Origin of the sequence: Veronia nyctiphanis, assembly GCF_004116385.1 — a bacterium.
Lineage (GTDB): Bacteria > Pseudomonadota > Gammaproteobacteria > Enterobacterales > Vibrionaceae > Veronia > Veronia nyctiphanis.
In genome coordinates this window covers 1-16,832 of the sequence record NZ_PEIB01000001.1, presented here as the reverse complement: position 1 = coordinate 16,832, position 16,832 = coordinate 1, and the positions used below count along the sequence as shown (strand labels likewise).

The window sequence follows — 16,832 nt, the reverse complement described above, 5'->3', positions numbered from 1 at the left end:
ATTAATCTTTTTTAAAAATTTCATTGATCCAATTATCAATATGATACTTTGATATAAATTCTTTTAATTTCTCAGTTTCGGCCTTTTGATCATCAAACCATTTTCCTTTACGAAAACTCTTATATGTTAAAACCATATTACTCATATTCTGAAATTTGCTCACATCTGGTGAAAAAGAAATTACAGAGCAACCTAATGATAAAGATTCAAAGAATCTCTGTGTTACACCTGATTGATTAGATTGTCCCAGATCTAATACAACACCAAAATCCTTATATAAAGTTACAATTTTTTCCGCTGAAACTTTTCTATTAATTATATTTTTTCCGAATATAAATTTAATTAAAAAATTATTTGAATATAATTCCCATTTGAACTCTATATTTCTTTCTTTGCAAGTCTTTGCTATTGAATTTAGCGTTCTATATCTTTGAATAGTGAATATCCCAATATAGTATATTCCATTTTTCAATTTCACTTCCAGTTCTTTGACTTCCGAGAAGTGTGGATTTGGTAGATATTTTACCCCATCTTTACAATCACAAAGCTGGAATGAAAAAACTCTATCAAAGTGTTTTGAGATCTCTCTTTCATCTTTATATATATTAAAAGAATCCCATTGATAAAAATATAGCTTAGCATTTGGGTTCCTTTCTCTTAGTAAATTCACATCATCTATTGAAATACCGAACCCTTTAATTACAAATATAAAATCGAAGTCGCTTGCTGTGGTGCTTAATTTTTTACTGAGCCTTTAGCCCCCAACCTATAAATGCTAATCTTTATACTTTCAAAGAGGTTTAAAGACGTTAGCTGAAATAACAACCTAAAAAGTACAACTAAGATTTTTTTAATTCCATAAATATTAAAAATCTCTGTCTCTTCATAAAAAATAGTGTCAACCAAAAATTTTTTATCTAAGGCAGCTAAGATTTTATTTTCATAATTATTAAATGACGGGCAAATGAAAAGTAATCTCTGTTTCATTCTTAAAAGTCATCCTTGCGTGTTAGGGCCATAGAAATTCCTGCAACTAAAAAGTAAGTCTCATTTAATGGAGGGAGATATGAAAGCCCAAGGATAAAAAATGGTATGAAAACAGTGAAAAATACCTTGGGACTTTTAACTCCCCAAAACAACCAAAAAATCAAGTATGACAAGAGACCCACTAAGCCCAATTCTCCCAAAAGCATCGGTATTAATGCATGGGCATAACTTCCATCATAATATGAATAAGCAAAATTTCCTTTCTCAACACCAAAACCGAACAACTGTTCTAACAGGTCATAATTAAAAAATAGGTCACTTAATCTACTAAAAATTGCTAACTTAGTAGAACCACTTCCATCAGCACTTATGAGATCGATATATTTAGGTACTTGCAACGATAACATCGTTACTATTAAAGCAGACAACAAAAATTTTAGAGATGGTCGGAGATGATAAACATAGGATATTACTAATACTATAAGTGAACATAAAATTGCTGCGCGACTAAAGGTAAGAGTTTGGAAGACAGATAGTATAGTAACGTAAATATATTTCTCTTTACCTAATTTAGGAAATACACACAAAACATAGCAAAACAGACAAAGAATATATATTCCTGTCCCGTTCGAATCAAAGAAGAAGGGACTGGATACTTTAAGTAAATAAAAATTTGATATGGAAAATGAAAGGCCATAATTATACACAACTCTTATATAAAACTCTAGAAATAAAAATACAGATGCTACTACCATTATATAAAATGAAATCTTTTTTATTTTTTGAATAGCTGTTAATCCTAGAGAATGTATAATAGCCTACAATAAAGCTTGAGTATGCAAAAAATACCTTTACGTAATCAAAAATTGCACCTGATATTGATTGAGCTGAAAAAAGTATACAAAGTGACGTGGAAAAATAAATAAAAAAATAAACTATTAGCTCATCAACTTTTAATCTTAATTTTTCTTTCCTTAAAAATAGCAAGTAAAAAATAAAGCTAAAGAAACCAACAATTGGTAAGAAATAGCGTGAAAATATATAGTCCCCAGTTTGTATGAAATACAACAAAATAATTATCGTGAAAATTGTGAATTCTGAGATGTTATTTTTTTCGCTTGTCATAGTACACTCTTAAAGAAATAGCTTACATCTACAGTTTGTTTAACTGATGTCTCAATTGCATTTTTGAATGTGATAATATTGTTGAACTTACAGAGATTATCTAATATGAACTCATCGTTATCAGATACATATTGAATAGCGTTTTGGTTAAATAGAATACATTCAAATAGAGCTGTAGAATTAAAGCTAATACAAGCTTTAAACTTGTATTTTCTTAGCAAAGAGTGCATAGTTTCTTTATCATCAATAATCCATTCTAATTTATTTGTAGTTATATAATTTCCAATTTCTTTTTTTACACTCGGATGTGGCCTTATAACAAACTCTTCTCCAGTATCTTTTAATATCTTAAATAAATTTAAAATCTCTTCTTTATATATAGACCTGGGCACTAAAATATAGATAGCCTTATTTTCTTTTTGTGGTTTGTAATTGTTAGCAGAGTGAACTAGGGGATAACCATAATTTACTATATTTGTATACTTCGGTACAAGATTTTTTATCTGGTCGACCGTATACTGACCCCAGCAAAGAAGGTTACTTGAGCATAAGTTTTCATAATTAATGACATCGATAGGAGTATCATTTTTGAAATTAAAGTATGCTCCATGTTGTATAGAGAATGTTTCTACATCTCTAGCGTTGAAATAAAGTGATAGGAACGATTCGTATTTGAAAGCACTATTAAAAGACATGTATCCTTTAAAATTCAAATTTCCAATTTTGTCAATTACCCTTAAGGAAAAAGCAACAAATAACAAATCAATTACACCAAACTTTCTTCCTCTAGATAGAACCCATGATTCATAAATATAAGTCAAACTTAAAAAAAGATTTTTCCATTTCTTTTCTGATTCTATTTTCACTAATTCATATTCTGTATCAGATTTTTCGATATATCCTTCAATTAATTTCCTGTAATCGTCCCTTTCAATATAGTATGTAAAAACATCATACTCATTTTTCTTTTTTGAAATATAACTATAATCTAATTTATAACCTTCAAAAAGAAGACCAAGAATAAATCTTACTTTCTTATTACTCCACACATACTGTGCTAAGTATGACCCTAAAGCATAGTCAAGAGCAATACCTTTATAAATTAAACCATGGAATTTTTTTTTAAAGATTTTGTATTTTGAATAATTAGATTTCATTATATCTAACCTGTAATCCCGATATTTTCCACTTACATATAAGTAACCGAATCACAGCAGTTGCAGCATCAGTAATTAATATACAAATAATAGCTGTATATATAGTAAATGAATTAAGCATCCAAAATGTGAAAAATGCGAAATAATATATTAATGAGCCAATTATAATACCTAAATGCGCATATTTCTCTAGGTTGAAAGAAGCTAAAACAGGATAACCCCAGAACGATCCTAAAACAACAAACATAAGAGAAAAATAGAGTAACTTTGATACTTCAAATAAAATCTCATTGGCAGCTGGAATAAGATAGCTTATAATTTCCAATCCAAAGAAGTGGACTACTGGGTAAAGGAAAAATAAGACTGTTATGCATAACAGCGAAGCTATTATGATAGGTTTTATTTTTTTACTTCTTATTGTGCTTGTATATAGTACTTTAGATATTGAACCTATAATAGCCTGTCCAACTTTGTACAACTGTATTGCAATAGAGTAAAGCGCAACTGCATCAGAGTTTAATACAATAGACACAAAGTATGTACTCGATTTTTGATAGATATTAACAAATAGTCTTGCAAAGTAGAAATCTAATGAATTTTTAATAACATTAATGAAGTTACAAATCGGATAAAAGTTAAATTTTAAATATCCCAGACTGTAAATCTTTATATATGAAATTAGTAATACAATAAAATATGATGTGGACATGGCAAATAATGCTTTAAGTATCGCATTTTCTTCAAAATTTAACAGAAATACAAGAATCACCATTACAATTTTTCCAACCAGCTCTGTTTTAGCTTGAAATGTATACATTTCAAGCCCATTAAGTATACATGTTGGTTTAAGATTACTAAGAAAAAGGAAGCCAATTAGTACTATTAAAAATCTTTCGTCAACTCCCAGTGTGGGATCGAGAAGCAAATAGACAGGTATAATGGATAAAATTGAGATAAGAACTTTAAATATTATAAAGAAGAAAACATAAAAATTTATGTCCTCACTATCTTTCTTTATTTCTGACAAAACCTTAGATATATACATATCTAAGCCAAAATCACTAAGTACATTAAATAACCCTATCAAGGCTACTATCGACATGTATATACCATACGCACCCAGACCCATATCCCTGGTTAAAATTGGTATAACTATTAGGGGAGCCAACATCCCTACCAAGGTAGTAACCATATTGGCGGTAATATTCTTAATCAGCATCTTATATTGTTATTCGCTTTAAACATTTATAGATTTATAGATTTATAGTTATATAGTTATATAGTTATATAGTTATCAGTATTGAGGCCAATGTTTTGATTGTATATTTCCATTTGAGACAACAGATATAGCATCAATCTTTCTAAATTTTTCAAAGTTAGACACCCTAGAAGTTATTATATATAAATTAGTTCCATTAACGATTATTTGTTTATATAAAATCACTAGCTCCATTACCTAGGGTGGATCCAGTATTAATTACACAATTGATACAGGTTTCAAATAACTATAATTTACTGACTGACAATTCCAGTTATTATAAAGTTATTAACCCTCGTCTATTCTTACTTTATAAACATATCGCTAACAAACGATTCTAGTATTTTCCTGAAAATTTAATTTCCAGAACTTTCTATTAGCTTAGCTATAACCACATCAACATCTGACGGAACATCTACTGCTAATGCTCCTGATTTAACTTCAACCATCGATACAGTGAAGTCATTTTCGAGAAATCTAAGTATCTCAATATCTTCTACTTCTTCAAGTTCTGATTTGACCTTATACTCGGAAAAAAATTCCAAATGTTCTTTTGAGAAAGCATATATACAAACCTGTTTGTAACCAAATTTATACCTACCATCTTTTGTTAAGGGTATACCGGCACGACTCATGTAAAGTAATTTAGCCGATTGGCTGAAGGTAACTTTTGGTACGGTTAAAGAATTAAATTCAGCCTCAGATACAATTGGACACATAGCATTTGTAACATTACCTGTACTAAGAAATGAATCAATCACTGTGTGTATGTCGTTTGGGTTTACAAGTGGCTCGTCACCTTGAACATTAACAATAAAATCACGATTAAGCTGTAAGTTTGCTTCAGCAAGACGGTCTGTCCCTGTCAAACAATCTGAACTTGTCATAACAACTTGCCCTCCAAAACCTTGTACAATTTTTTGGATACGAGTATCATCGGTGGCAACGTAGACATTTTTTCGTTCAACTGCTGTGCAACAACGCTCCCAAACGTGCTGTATCATTGGCTTACCACAAATATCGACTAACGGCTTTCCGGGGAAGCGGCTAGATTTATACCGTGCTGGAATCACAACGGCATAACTCTTCTCGTAACACATAATTGAAGTTTCCTTTATTAAAAATTATCTATAATTGCAAATTTATTTAATGCGCATAATTTAAGCATTTTGTCTTTCACATTGGAATACCGAGAGTAAAACACGAATTCGATATCATTCTGACAGGCCGAAACCATATCTGATTCTGCATCACCAAACATCACAGCGTTCATATTTTTTTCTTTATTCAGAATATGTCTAATTAGTTCGACCTTTGGTGTTGGAGAACCAAATATACCGTCAAAGTATTTATCTAGCCTTTTAGCGATAAACACATTCCGTAACTCTTCTTGCTCAGAACCACTGGCTACGTATCTTTTCCCTTCACATAGCTTAAGGAAATTCAAAAATCCCGGTGTAATTTCAGCGTTTAGGTATAATTTACGACACTGTTTAGAAAAATCAGCTAGAAGTAGTTTTTCATATCTATCTCTTTGTTGTTGTTCGACATTGAGAATATTGTTAAGAAAATGATTAATGTGATGGAATCGTGACTTCCCAAAGTTATTTCGAAAATAATCTATACACAAATCTACTTCGGGAATTATTGAAAAATGCGCTAATAGCGCATTTTTCATAGCTTCAATCTTTAATTCATTTGAATCTAAAATTACGCCATCACAATCAAATATATAAATATCAAATTTTTGAATGGAGTGCATATATTGAACCTTTCTCGATTGGATAGGAAGTCGGTGTCAGGCAAACAAGATGAGGTGCTGAATCTATTAAAGAATATTGTTGAATGATATCTAGCATTTCATGTTGACGAGTATCGCCTTTTTCATAGCCATCAAATCCGACAAGACTAACTTTATCCGCAGAACTGATAATTAATAACCCTAAAACATAAGCAGTTGTTAAATCATAAGGTGCTCTTACAATATTTTCATCAGCACTCAGCATCATAGCGTTACTATCAAAGCCTACATCAAATATCTCTAAATGGTTCACCAGTTCTATTTCATCATCACTAAAACGATGCTTCGGTAATATAACTGTATTCGAAATTTTCTTATAATTTTCTGAATCTGATAGGAACTTTGCATTGTGTGATAAAACAAAAAAGTCAATGAGCTTACTGTCTATCCCTTCAACCAAGTTCACCGACAACACTACCGGTCTCTTTTGTTTTATATATAGCTCAATTGCATCAGAATAGTTTTTTGTCGTATCCCCATTAGCAACAACCAGAACTTCTTTACCTACGAATCTATTTAAAAGACAATCAGTACCTGAAGCCTCATTTGAGGTTGAGTTAAACGATAATGCCGTTTCTAATACAGAACCATTGTATGATGTTGTTCCTTCCAACTTGCTCAAATACCCTATAGCACCCACAATTTCATCAGTTCCGAAGTGAGAGTTAGAAAGAAGGTTTTGTATGTATGTAGGGTGCACATCATTTTGAGCACCCAAGAAGTATAAAAGATTGCTACCCCAGCCATAATCTCTTTGCATTTTTTCAAAATATCGAATCACAATGTCGTATATAGGAAGAGGGTTATATTTACTACCCTCCTTATATAAAGATGCAAGGAGTTTTTCAGTTTGAGTATTTCCTGCTCCACGGCCCATACCTGTAATAGTAGCATCCAACCAGGTAACTCCGGAACTAAGTGCTTTAAGCGTATTGTCTAAACCTTTACTCATATTATCGTGAGTATGGATACCAAGTGTTCCCTTCCAGTGTTGACGTAAAGCTTTAACAATTCTTTCGACTTCTTTTCCATCCATATTTCCAAGTGAATCTGCAAAGTAAAGAATATCTAGCGCTTCCCACTCTAAAGCTTGACGAGCTTTGTCGCAATAACTGCTGAGTCTTTGCCTCCAGCTTGCATCAGGTTATAGCCGACCATGTAACCCATTTCTTTTAGCTTCTTAACAATTGGACCTGATTTTTCAACCTCGTCAAAGTGAGCTGCAACACGGACAAGATTTATTTTGCTCAATTCAGCGGGGATGAATAAAGATTCAATAGCTTGCTCTACTGGTAAGTCAGAGCTTAGAATTGTTTTCGCATCAACCATAACTCCATAAGTTGGCCCTTCTGGAAGCTCAAGTGTATTGAGGTGGTCCTCGGTTGTGTATGCATAAGCTCCAAGAAACTCTTTCTTGGGAAAGTTACGTAGGCCTAACTCTACATAATCAATTTTTGCAGCAGAAACAGCATTCAGATATGCCTCTACTACTTCTTTTGGAAAATCCCAGTTGTTATAATATCCGCCATCACGTAGTGTACAATCTATTATATTCATCATATTTTCTCACTGGATTTTGTTATATTCATTCGAGGTTACTAGATGTTAAATTATATATTTGTGCAGTTTATATATTTACGCTTAATTGAATAATCACTTACTAACCGTATCATCTGAAATTAAGGATATTTTAAATGGTTATTTCATATTGAAGTTTCAGAACTAAATGAGCTTGCATTACTGTCCTTTTTAGAGAGTAGTGGCTTATCAGTAATAGGCCATGCAATACCTATTTCTTTATCATCCCACTTTATTGATACTTCGGCATCGGGATTATAATAGTCTGTACACTTATAAACAAATTCAGCTTCATCACTAGTCACATAGAAGCCATGTGCAAAACCTTCAGGAATCCACAACTGCCGTTTGTTTTCGGCTGACAGATATACACCGACCCACTTACCAAATGTAGGCGAAGCTTTTCGAATATCTACCGCAACATCAAACACTTCACCAGAAATAACTCGTACGAGTTTTCCTTGTGTATTTTCAGTCTGATAGTGGATCCCCCGCAAAATGCCTTTTTTTGACTTTGAGTGATTATCTTGTACAAAACTTATTGATTTACCTGTAACTAACTCTTCAAATCTTCTTTGATTCCATGTTTCCATAAAGAAACCACGTTCATCACCAAACACTGTAGGATCAATAATTTTCACATCAGAGATTTCAGTATCAATAACTTTCATATTTAACTCGTATAGTTTTTTAAATTCTTTAATGCCAACGGCCAACAACTTGGTGCTATACCAAACTGGGAGTAAATTTTCCTGTTATTTAGTTTGGAGTTTGCCGGACGTTTTGCTGGAGTTGGATAGTCTGCAGTCGCTATTGGGTTTATCGCCGTAGGCTTTTTTAACATGTCCTGCTCAGTCGCTTCAACGAAAATAGTCTTAGCAAAGTCATACCAGCTTACATGTGGCATACCAGAATAATGGTAAATACCAAATTCTACGCTAGCCCCTTTGGTGATAGCAGCTGAGATTTTAATTAGGGCAGCGGCAATGTCACCTGCATACGTTGGTCCACCAAACTGATCGGCAACAATGCCCAATGTGTCTCGACTCTCGGCTAAACGCAGCATAGATTTTACAAAATTGCCACCGTGCTCGCTAAATACCCAAGCTGTTCTAATGATGATATGACGATGGCATGCCTGCGCAACAGCGATTTCACCGGCTAGTTTACTTTTACCGTAAATACCTTGAGGGCCAGTTTCATCATTTTCTACATATTCGCCATCTTTGTCACCAGCGAAGACATAGTCCGTTGATATATGAAGTATGGCTGCGCCAATTTTTTCAGCGGCTTCAGCAATGTTTCTCGGGCCATCTCGATTAATAGCATAAGAAAGGTCAACTTCTTCTTCAGCGCGGTCGACGGCCGTGTGCGCTGCAGCATTGATAATCACGTTGGGTCGGAAGGACGTTACAATTTTTTCAACAGAAGTCGAATCAGTAATATCAAGTTCGTTTCTATCTAGTGCAATAAATTCTATATCAATCGTATTGTTCAGTTGTTCAACTAAACACCGCCCGACTTGTCCTTTGCTTCCCGTTATGAGTATTTTCGTCACTTATTGTCAGCCTCGGCGATAATGCGATTCAGGTATTGTCCATATTCATTTTTCAACATTGGACCAGCTAAATTTTCAATTTCTTTTGTTGTCAGCCATCCGTTTCGCCAAGCAACTTCTTCAAGACACGCCACTTTCAAGCCTTGAACATTCTCTATCGTTTGAACGAAAGAAGATGCTTCATGAAGACTTTCATGGGTGCCCGTGTCTAACCATGCAAAACCGCGTCCTAACAACTCAACATTCAGTGATCCATTGTTCAGATATATTTCATTCAGTGTCGTTATTTCTAACTCACCACGCTCAGATGGTCGGACATCTTTTGCAAAATCAACAACACGATTGTCATAGAAATACAGACCTGTTACTGCGTAATTTGACTTTGGCTGAGCTGGTTTTTCTTCTAGAGAAATCGCTCGCATGTCCTCGTCAAACTCGACCACACCAAAACGCTCGGGATCTTTAACTTGATAACCGAATACTGTTGCCTTTCCACTTAAAGCAAGCTCTTTCGCATTTTTTAGCTGTTTACTGAAAGATTGGCCATAGAAGATGTTGTCACCCAATACCAGGCACACACTTTCATCACCAATAAATTCTTTCCCTATAATAAAAGCTTGCGCTAAGCCGTCAGGGCTGGGTTGAACGGCATACTCAAGATTTATACCAAAGTCACTACCGTCGCCTAATAGACGCTGGAAGCTTTCGTTGTCCTCAGGAGTAGTTATGATCAGGATATCGTTGATTCCTGCCAACATGAGAGTAGACAGCGGATAATAAATCATCGGTTTGTCGTATACGGGTAGTAGTTGTTTTGAAACACCGCGAGTAATGGGGTAGAGACGAGTGCCTGAACCACCCGCAAGGATTATACCTTTCATAAATATTTAGTTCCGACGTTTAAATTTGTGGGGCTAAAAACAGATATATAAGAAGTAGTAATTAATGTGACCCCAAACGCTCACGAGAGTAGGAGCCATCAAGCACCCGAGACCACCACTCTTTATTGTTCAGATACCACTCAACTGTTTTACGAATGCCTGATTCAAACGTTTCTTCCGGTTTCCAACCTAATTCACGTTCAATTTTGGAAGCGTCAATCGCGTAGCGAACATCGTGCCCTGGGCGATCTTTTACGTAAGTAATCAAATCTTGGTACTTGGCAACCCCCGCAGGCTTATTTGGAACCAGCTCTTCGAGGAGCGAGCAAATCGTTTTCACTACCTCAATGTTAGATTTTTCATTGTGGCCGCCAATGTTATAGGTATCGCCAATAACTCCCTCTGTTACGACTTTATATAGCGCACGTGCATGGTCTTCCACAAACAGCCAATCGCGAATCTGCATGCCATCGCCGTAGACTGGTAAAACTTTTCCTTCCAATGCATTTAAAATCATCAACGGAATGAGTTTTTCTGGGAAATGGTAAGGCCCATAGTTGTTCGAGCAGTTTGTCACTAATGTTGGTAATCCATATGTACGCTGCCACGCACGAACCAAGTGATCGCTCGATGCTTTTGATGCAGAGTAAGGGCTTGACGGTTCGTAGGATGTTTTTTCTGTAAAAAGGTCGTTAGTTCCTTCCAAGTCACCATATACCTCATCAGTAGAGATATGATGAAAGCGAAACGATGCTTTCTTATCGTCATTAAGAGAATTCCAATATTGGCGACCAGCTTCCAACAGGGTGTAAGTACCGATAATATTAGTTTCTATAAATGCCGCAGGGCCATCGATTGAGCGATCAACGTGAGATTCCGCCGCTAAATGCATTACCGCATCTGGTTGGTAGGCGGAAAAAATATCGTCCATCGCACTACGATTACAAATATCAGCCTCAATAAATGCATAACGATCATTGCTTTCAACGTCAGTAATAGACTCTAAATTTCCAGCATAAGTTAGTTTGTCAACATTAATAACGCTGTCTTTCGTGTTCTTTATTATATGACGTACAACGGCTGAGCCAATAAAGCCCGCACCACCAGTTAATAGAATCTTCAAAATTGACTCTCTTTTTATGAAGTCGGATAAATTTCTGGGTTATAACTCTAAGCTGAAACTTAGAGTTATTTGGTAGAACAAATACGAATTTTATATTTATATGGATATATAAGGATAGGTATCTTTATTTTTACACCTAATATGCCACTAAGTAATCTTATTGGCATATTAGGATATACTGTAGGTTATTGAGTATTATTTGTAGCTATAGTTGTAATAACCGTAATTGCCACCATATGCATTACTCGCTTTTCGCTCAACGGCATTTAATATAAAACCTTTCACTTCTACACCGGCTTTTTCGAAGCGCTCTCGCGATACTTCAATTTCTTTGAGCGGATTCACGCCAAACCTACCAACCATCAAAGTAGTACCTGCAAGCGCACCGACAATTGCAGGGTCTGTCACTGCCATTACAGGTGGCGTATCAACAATCACCAAATCATAATTATTCGATGCCCAATCTATAAGTTCTTTACATCGTACATGCATCAATAATTCTGATGGGTTGGGTGGTACACTGCCGCGCGTGAGCATATCTAGATTCTCTACGCCCGATGGTTTTATGGCATCTGCATACGTTGCTTTACCAGATAGGACATCACTCAATCCGTTTTCCCAGTTAATACCAAAGTATTTTTGCAAGTAGCCTTTTCGCATATCGGCGTCAATCACTAATACTTTTTGTCCGGCCTTCGCCATTACTGCAGCAAGGTTAGCAGACACAAAAGATTTACCAATGTTTGGACTCGGGCCAGATATCATCAATACATTGTTTTTTGCTTCCATCATTGCAAAGTGCAGGCTTGTACGAAGTCCACGAAGGGCTTCAATAGAGAGATCTGCTGGGTTTAGTTCAGCCAGGAGTCCCTCATTTGAAGACTGCACCTTCTGCCGTTTATACAGCTTCTCTAAGCCAGATTGTTGTTCTGAATGCGGAATACTTGCGTAAACGGACAATCCTATGGCTTCTAGGTCTGCAGGGTTTTCGACTCCTTTGTGAAGCGCAGCCCGCAACAACGCGATGCCAACACCCAGTATACCGCCGAGAATAGTAGCGAGAATAGCGATTAAGGGCTTTTTCGGTTTTATCGGTGCGCTAAACGCCTGCGCAGAGTCAAGTATACGAACATTACCTACGGTACTGGCCTTAACAATTTTCAGCTCTTGCACTTTGTTGAGTAACTCAACATACAGCTGCTGTTTAACCTCTACATCTCTGGTGTAGCGAAGCACTTCACGTTGTGTCTTTGGCAACGCTTGGGTTTGCTCATTAAGTTTGGCTTTTTGCTCAAGTATTGCCTTTCGTTTTTCTATCAGTGCCGAATAAAGCGGGTGTTCTTTAGTAAACCGGGTGGCTAAATCCCTTTCTTCAATTGCCAATTGATTGAGACTAGCTTCCACTTTTACCGCAGCGTCTAAGTTCGCTTTTGCTTCAAGGCTCAGGTCAACCGATTCGTTTTTTAATCGGAAGGCATTTAGTGTATTTTCTGCATCGGTTAGCTCTTGTTTCACTTTGGGTAGGTTGCTCTCAAGAAACGTTAAGCTTTTCTGTGCTTCAGCTGAGTTTCTGTCAACATTCTGAAGAAAGTAGTTGGTTGCAATATCATCGAGCAGCTTTTCAATAAGCTGTTTGTTTTCGCCAGTAAATGAAAGCTGAAGCACGCCTGTCTTTTTACCGCGCTCACTCACTATTAAATGTTGTTGAATCCACTGAATGGCATCAAGTCGGCTTCTTTTAGTAATCGAAAATGAGGTGCCGTTTTCAGCATCTACTTTTAGTACTCGGAGGCTAAAACCATTTTTTTCAGCAAGCCCACCAACAACACCTGTTAATACTGTCTCATCACGGCTGTTTAACAAGCGATATTTGCCCGCATCAGCATCGTCAATGGTCAGAACAAAAGAGGAATCATATACATCTTTAGGTAAGGTGAAACGAGCAACATCAATAATTGGCTGAGCGTGGGTTAATCTTGCAATACCCTTTCCAATAAACGGCAGGTAAACAGGCTCTATCACTGTGGTAAGTGAAAATTTATCGACGGTTTTGCCCAACACCATCCGTGATTTAAGAATTTCAATCTCAGTGGACGAGGATGACTCGCTGCTGAATAGCTCTCCCATTTCGCCCAGTGCTGGCATGCCGTTACTTTTTTCTTCGACTTGCAATAGGGCATCAGCTTTATAAATGGGTGTACTTAATACCGCATACGCCACACCAATGGCTGCGAACAAAAATGTAATGCTGATTATCATCCAACGGCTATCAATTAAGATGCCGAACAAGCGACCTAAATCAATTTCATCTGATGCTGTCTGCGTTGTATTCGTTGTTGTCATACGCTTCTTCGTTTCGCTATGCAGTGCCACTTTTTGGGCAAAATAAAATGTGTTTTAAAAGAGATAAAAGGCAGTTAGCCACTTTGAGCTTTATAATTTGTCTGCCCATTTATGAGCAGATTTTTCAATCAAGTTCCAGGCGTGCTGATACGCTTCTTCACTCTGGCGGTAAGGGTCTGGGATGTCGACTTTATCTAGCCAATGACTGAACAGCATTGTTTTGCCGCGGGCTTCTGGTGCTATAGCGCAAACCGCATCAATGTGCCCTTTTTCCATGACCAGAATCAGATCAAATTCCTGACACATTGATGACGTGAGTTGCTGGGCGCTATGCTGCTCTAAGCTAAGTTCATGCGCTAGTGCAACCTGTTGTGCGACTTTGTCAGCAGGGTGACCAGTAAGTTTGCTTTTACTGGTCGCAATGCCCGCTGACGCTATCCGTTTATTGGGGAGCAGACGTTTGAGGAGGTACTCTCCTGTTGGGGAGCGGCAAATATTCCCAACACATACCACGAGAATATTATCAAACATGTATCTATCCTTTTTGTCGTCTGCTTTAGTCGTCTAGGTTGTCGCCGATAGAAATCGACAAAAACCACGCTTTATTTCGAATGCGCTATTAATTTGGCCAGTTACGTACTCGTCTCACACCATCGGTGAGGGTGTCAAAACCACTGATAGTCGGTAACAGCTGACGAATAACACGGTTCCAACGAGAGATTGGCGCTGCCGTAACATAGACTATGTCTTTCGGCTCAAGTTCAAACTCAGTGCCTACTACCAAAGCAGTCGCATCTTTTATATTCAGCTGATACAGGTCGGCAATAAGGTGGGAATCAGTATTTGAGGCCAAATCGCTATTGTTTGCCGTTGCTTCAGTTGCGTTAGCTTCTCTGCCACGGATGACAAAAATACCCGTCGCATCTGCTTCCAGCTCATTAATGCCACCAACACTGCTCAATGCTGCGGTCAGTGACATACCGTTTCTGGTTATCTTGAGCAGCTGTGGATTTTGTACTTCACCAAACACATACACATTTTGGTTATCATTGCTGGCGACATTAACAATATCACCCGCTTGCAACAGGCGATTTTCCTGCATATCACCGCGCTGCATCAGCGCATAAAGCGAGGTGGTTTCTTTGACACCGTTTCGAACAATGGTCACCTTTTTCCAGTTCGCATTTTCTGACAGTCCACCCGCCCTGTTTACTGCATCCAGCAATGTCATCGGGATATTGGTAATAGGCTGTTGGCCAGGCTGAGCAACCTCGCCCGTTACATGCACTTTCTGAGAGCGAAACGCAGCCACGTTAACGTCTACTTGTGGCTTTTCAACATACTTTGCTAATCGTTTAGCGATGATGGCACGTATTTCTGATACGGTTTTGTTCAATACGTCAACACGGCCGATGTACGGGTAGAAGATAGTGCCGTCAGCATCGACCCACAGCCCTGAATCACTGGGGCTTCTGAATTGTCCTGCTGGCGTAGTCAGCTCTGGGTGATCCCATACGATCACGTTAAGTACATCACCGGCACCCACGCGGTATTCGTAAGCTGAAATGCTCTTGTCTAAGTCTGGGTTCGGTCTTGATTCAGGGAGTTTACTTTTATAGGCGCTAACGCTAGAGGCAGTGAGAGGGTGCACTAAGACAAACTTCGAAATATCAACACTGTCATTCTCTTCAGATGTCGTAACGACACGTTTATCCTCAGTACTGAGGTGGCTTCCTGTCAGCGTGCAACCGCTTACTAGAGCAATAGGTAGTATTAGTGCTAAAAGCTTTACTTTGCTTCTCATCAATTTCCAACCATTCATTCTTGTCGTTTTTACAGGTGTGCTAGTGCATGTGTCTGGCAGTCTAACGAATAAGTTTGCTTTCGTCATTGATGCGAGTGCTAGGATAAGGCAATTTAGGCTCTGAAAACAGGCACGCTACCGCCATTGAGTGTCGTTCTCAAATCCCGCAGGGTGAATCTTACTGACAAAAAAGACATCAAGTCCAAAAACGCAGACACTTTTTTTGCGGCAAACATTAACATAACGCCATCAAAATCACACTTCTCATGATATGAATGACTGTGACCTGAGTTGAATTTTAAAAAATACAATCTGTTTGGCATTCCAAGTGGCAATTATTGATAGTTTTCATTGAAAAGTTGAGCTGTTTACCGCTTGTACATCACAACCACATGTTTTCATCACACAATGCATGAATATCACAGCATTATCTAATTTCGATGCGTAACGCTACTGGGACAATGTTACATTTATATTTATTCTCTTACCTGAGACAATCAGGAAGACTCGAATATTTTTAATCGGCCAACATTCAATGTCTTACCGCTATTCATCAATCTAACCTCACCATCTCCGCACAAGACTAATCTTGATTTGGGGTTAGGCTCGTTGACATAAAACTCACACTTATTGTCTGATGCGCCAGCAATTCGGCTGTAAATCACCACACTGTTACTGGAAAAACCCGTACCAGAAAACGTCAAAAAATCAGATGACGAAGAGACGTTGACGTATTCAGTGGTGCCACTCGCCCACTCGATGACACCATTAAAATTTCCCATCGCGTTTGTTTGCGTCAATGAGCAACCTTGAAGTGTCAATAGCGCAGCAAATGTTATTGCAGTGGCTTTGAAGATCTTAATCATACCTCACCTTTTTTAGACACTTTTCTGTGGATAGCTGAGGATACTAATGCCGGAGAGTGACAGTGGCAATAGGCGCTGCTTTCTCGCTATTAAAACTCGTACACTATTTATTCCAAAAATTTGGCAGCAATTTCAATTTGGTGTCATGGTGTGTATTTACTCAATAAGCATAACTCGCTAGCATTTAAGAGCTGAAAGCCTATCAGATAAATCACTTTGGAGAACTCATGAAAAAACTTACTATCGCACTTCTGGCGTCTGCACTGATGTCTTCATCAGTGATGGCAGCCACTGGAGCGGCAGGCGCTGCGGGTGCTTCGACTGGCTCTGGCGGCCACTGGCGCTGCAGCG

Annotated in this window: 17 protein-coding genes; all 17 read right to left on the bottom strand. The window is 37.4% G+C overall.

All coding sequences use genetic code 11. The features are described from left to right. Position 1 precedes the first annotated feature (1 nt). Positions 2-670: a CgeB family protein gene (locus tag CS022_RS00075; RefSeq protein WP_129120582.1), complete on the bottom strand. Its 669-nt coding sequence runs from the start codon at positions 668-670 to the stop codon at positions 2-4. Positions 671-989: 319 nt separating this feature from the next. Beyond that, positions 990-1,385 (bottom strand): hypothetical protein, encoded by a 396-nt coding sequence (locus tag CS022_RS00070; RefSeq protein WP_129120581.1) that lies wholly within the window; start codon positions 1,383-1,385, stop codon positions 990-992. Positions 1,386-2,108: 723 nt separating this feature from the next. Beyond that, a complete protein-coding gene (locus CS022_RS00065) occupies positions 2,109-3,269 on the bottom strand; it encodes a hypothetical protein (RefSeq protein ID WP_129120580.1) in 1,161 nt (386 codons plus the stop codon). Beyond that, the gene (locus CS022_RS00060) at positions 3,259-4,488 is read right to left on the bottom strand and encodes an oligosaccharide flippase family protein (protein WP_129120579.1); all 1,230 of its coding nucleotides are present in this window, start codon (positions 4,486-4,488) and stop codon (positions 3,259-3,261) included. Before CS022_RS00060 ends, CS022_RS00065 begins: the two co-directional genes overlap by 11 nt. A gap of 395 nt (positions 4,489-4,883) precedes the next feature. Next, on the bottom strand, positions 4,884-5,627 hold the full coding sequence (locus CS022_RS00055) for a 3-deoxy-manno-octulosonate cytidylyltransferase (protein WP_129120578.1): 744 nt from the start codon (positions 5,625-5,627) through the stop codon (positions 4,884-4,886). A gap of 17 nt (positions 5,628-5,644) precedes the next feature. Then, positions 5,645-6,289, bottom strand: a complete 645-nt coding sequence (locus CS022_RS00050) for an HAD family hydrolase (protein WP_129120577.1) — start codon at positions 6,287-6,289, stop codon at positions 5,645-5,647. Beyond that, a complete protein-coding gene (locus tag CS022_RS00045) occupies positions 6,267-7,364 on the bottom strand; it encodes a beta/alpha barrel domain-containing protein (RefSeq protein ID WP_235869160.1) in 1,098 nt (365 codons plus the stop codon). Before CS022_RS00045 ends, CS022_RS00050 begins: the two co-directional genes overlap by 23 nt. Before the next feature lie 47 nt (positions 7,365-7,411). Further along, a complete protein-coding gene (locus CS022_RS25670; protein WP_235869159.1) occupies positions 7,412-7,888 on the bottom strand; it encodes a beta/alpha barrel domain-containing protein in 477 nt (158 codons plus the stop codon). Between the two features lie 143 nt (positions 7,889-8,031). Next, a complete protein-coding gene (gene rfbC, locus CS022_RS00040; RefSeq protein WP_129120576.1) occupies positions 8,032-8,577 on the bottom strand; it encodes a dTDP-4-dehydrorhamnose 3,5-epimerase in 546 nt (181 codons plus the stop codon). A gap of 2 nt (positions 8,578-8,579) precedes the next feature. Further along, a complete protein-coding gene (rfbD, locus tag CS022_RS00035; protein WP_129120575.1) occupies positions 8,580-9,464 on the bottom strand; it encodes a dTDP-4-dehydrorhamnose reductase in 885 nt (294 codons plus the stop codon). Next, positions 9,461-10,345, bottom strand: a complete 885-nt coding sequence (gene rfbA, locus CS022_RS00030; protein ID WP_129120574.1) for a glucose-1-phosphate thymidylyltransferase RfbA — start codon at positions 10,343-10,345, stop codon at positions 9,461-9,463. Before rfbA ends, rfbD begins: the two co-directional genes overlap by 4 nt. Positions 10,346-10,406: 61 nt before the next feature. Next, on the bottom strand, positions 10,407-11,468 hold the full coding sequence (gene rfbB / locus CS022_RS00025) for a dTDP-glucose 4,6-dehydratase (protein WP_129120573.1): 1,062 nt from the start codon (positions 11,466-11,468) through the stop codon (positions 10,407-10,409). 195 nt (positions 11,469-11,663) lie between these two features. Then, a complete protein-coding gene (locus tag CS022_RS00020; protein WP_129120572.1) occupies positions 11,664-13,811 on the bottom strand; it encodes a polysaccharide biosynthesis tyrosine autokinase in 2,148 nt (715 codons plus the stop codon). Positions 13,812-13,901: 90 nt separating this feature from the next. Then, positions 13,902-14,342, bottom strand: coding sequence for an arsenate reductase/protein-tyrosine-phosphatase family protein (locus CS022_RS00015; RefSeq protein ID WP_129120571.1), 441 nt, complete (start codon positions 14,340-14,342; stop codon positions 13,902-13,904). Positions 14,343-14,430: 88 nt separating this feature from the next. Continuing rightward, positions 14,431-15,615, bottom strand: a complete 1,185-nt coding sequence (locus CS022_RS00010) for a polysaccharide export protein (protein WP_129120570.1) — start codon at positions 15,613-15,615, stop codon at positions 14,431-14,433. 113 nt (positions 15,616-15,728) lie between these two features. Then, positions 15,729-15,851, bottom strand: coding sequence for a hypothetical protein (locus tag CS022_RS27035; RefSeq protein ID WP_268967833.1), 123 nt, complete (start codon positions 15,849-15,851; stop codon positions 15,729-15,731). 261 nt (positions 15,852-16,112) lie between these two features. Then, positions 16,113-16,481 (bottom strand): hypothetical protein, encoded by a 369-nt coding sequence (locus tag CS022_RS00005; protein ID WP_235869158.1) that lies wholly within the window; start codon positions 16,479-16,481, stop codon positions 16,113-16,115. Positions 16,482-16,832 lie beyond the last annotated feature (351 nt).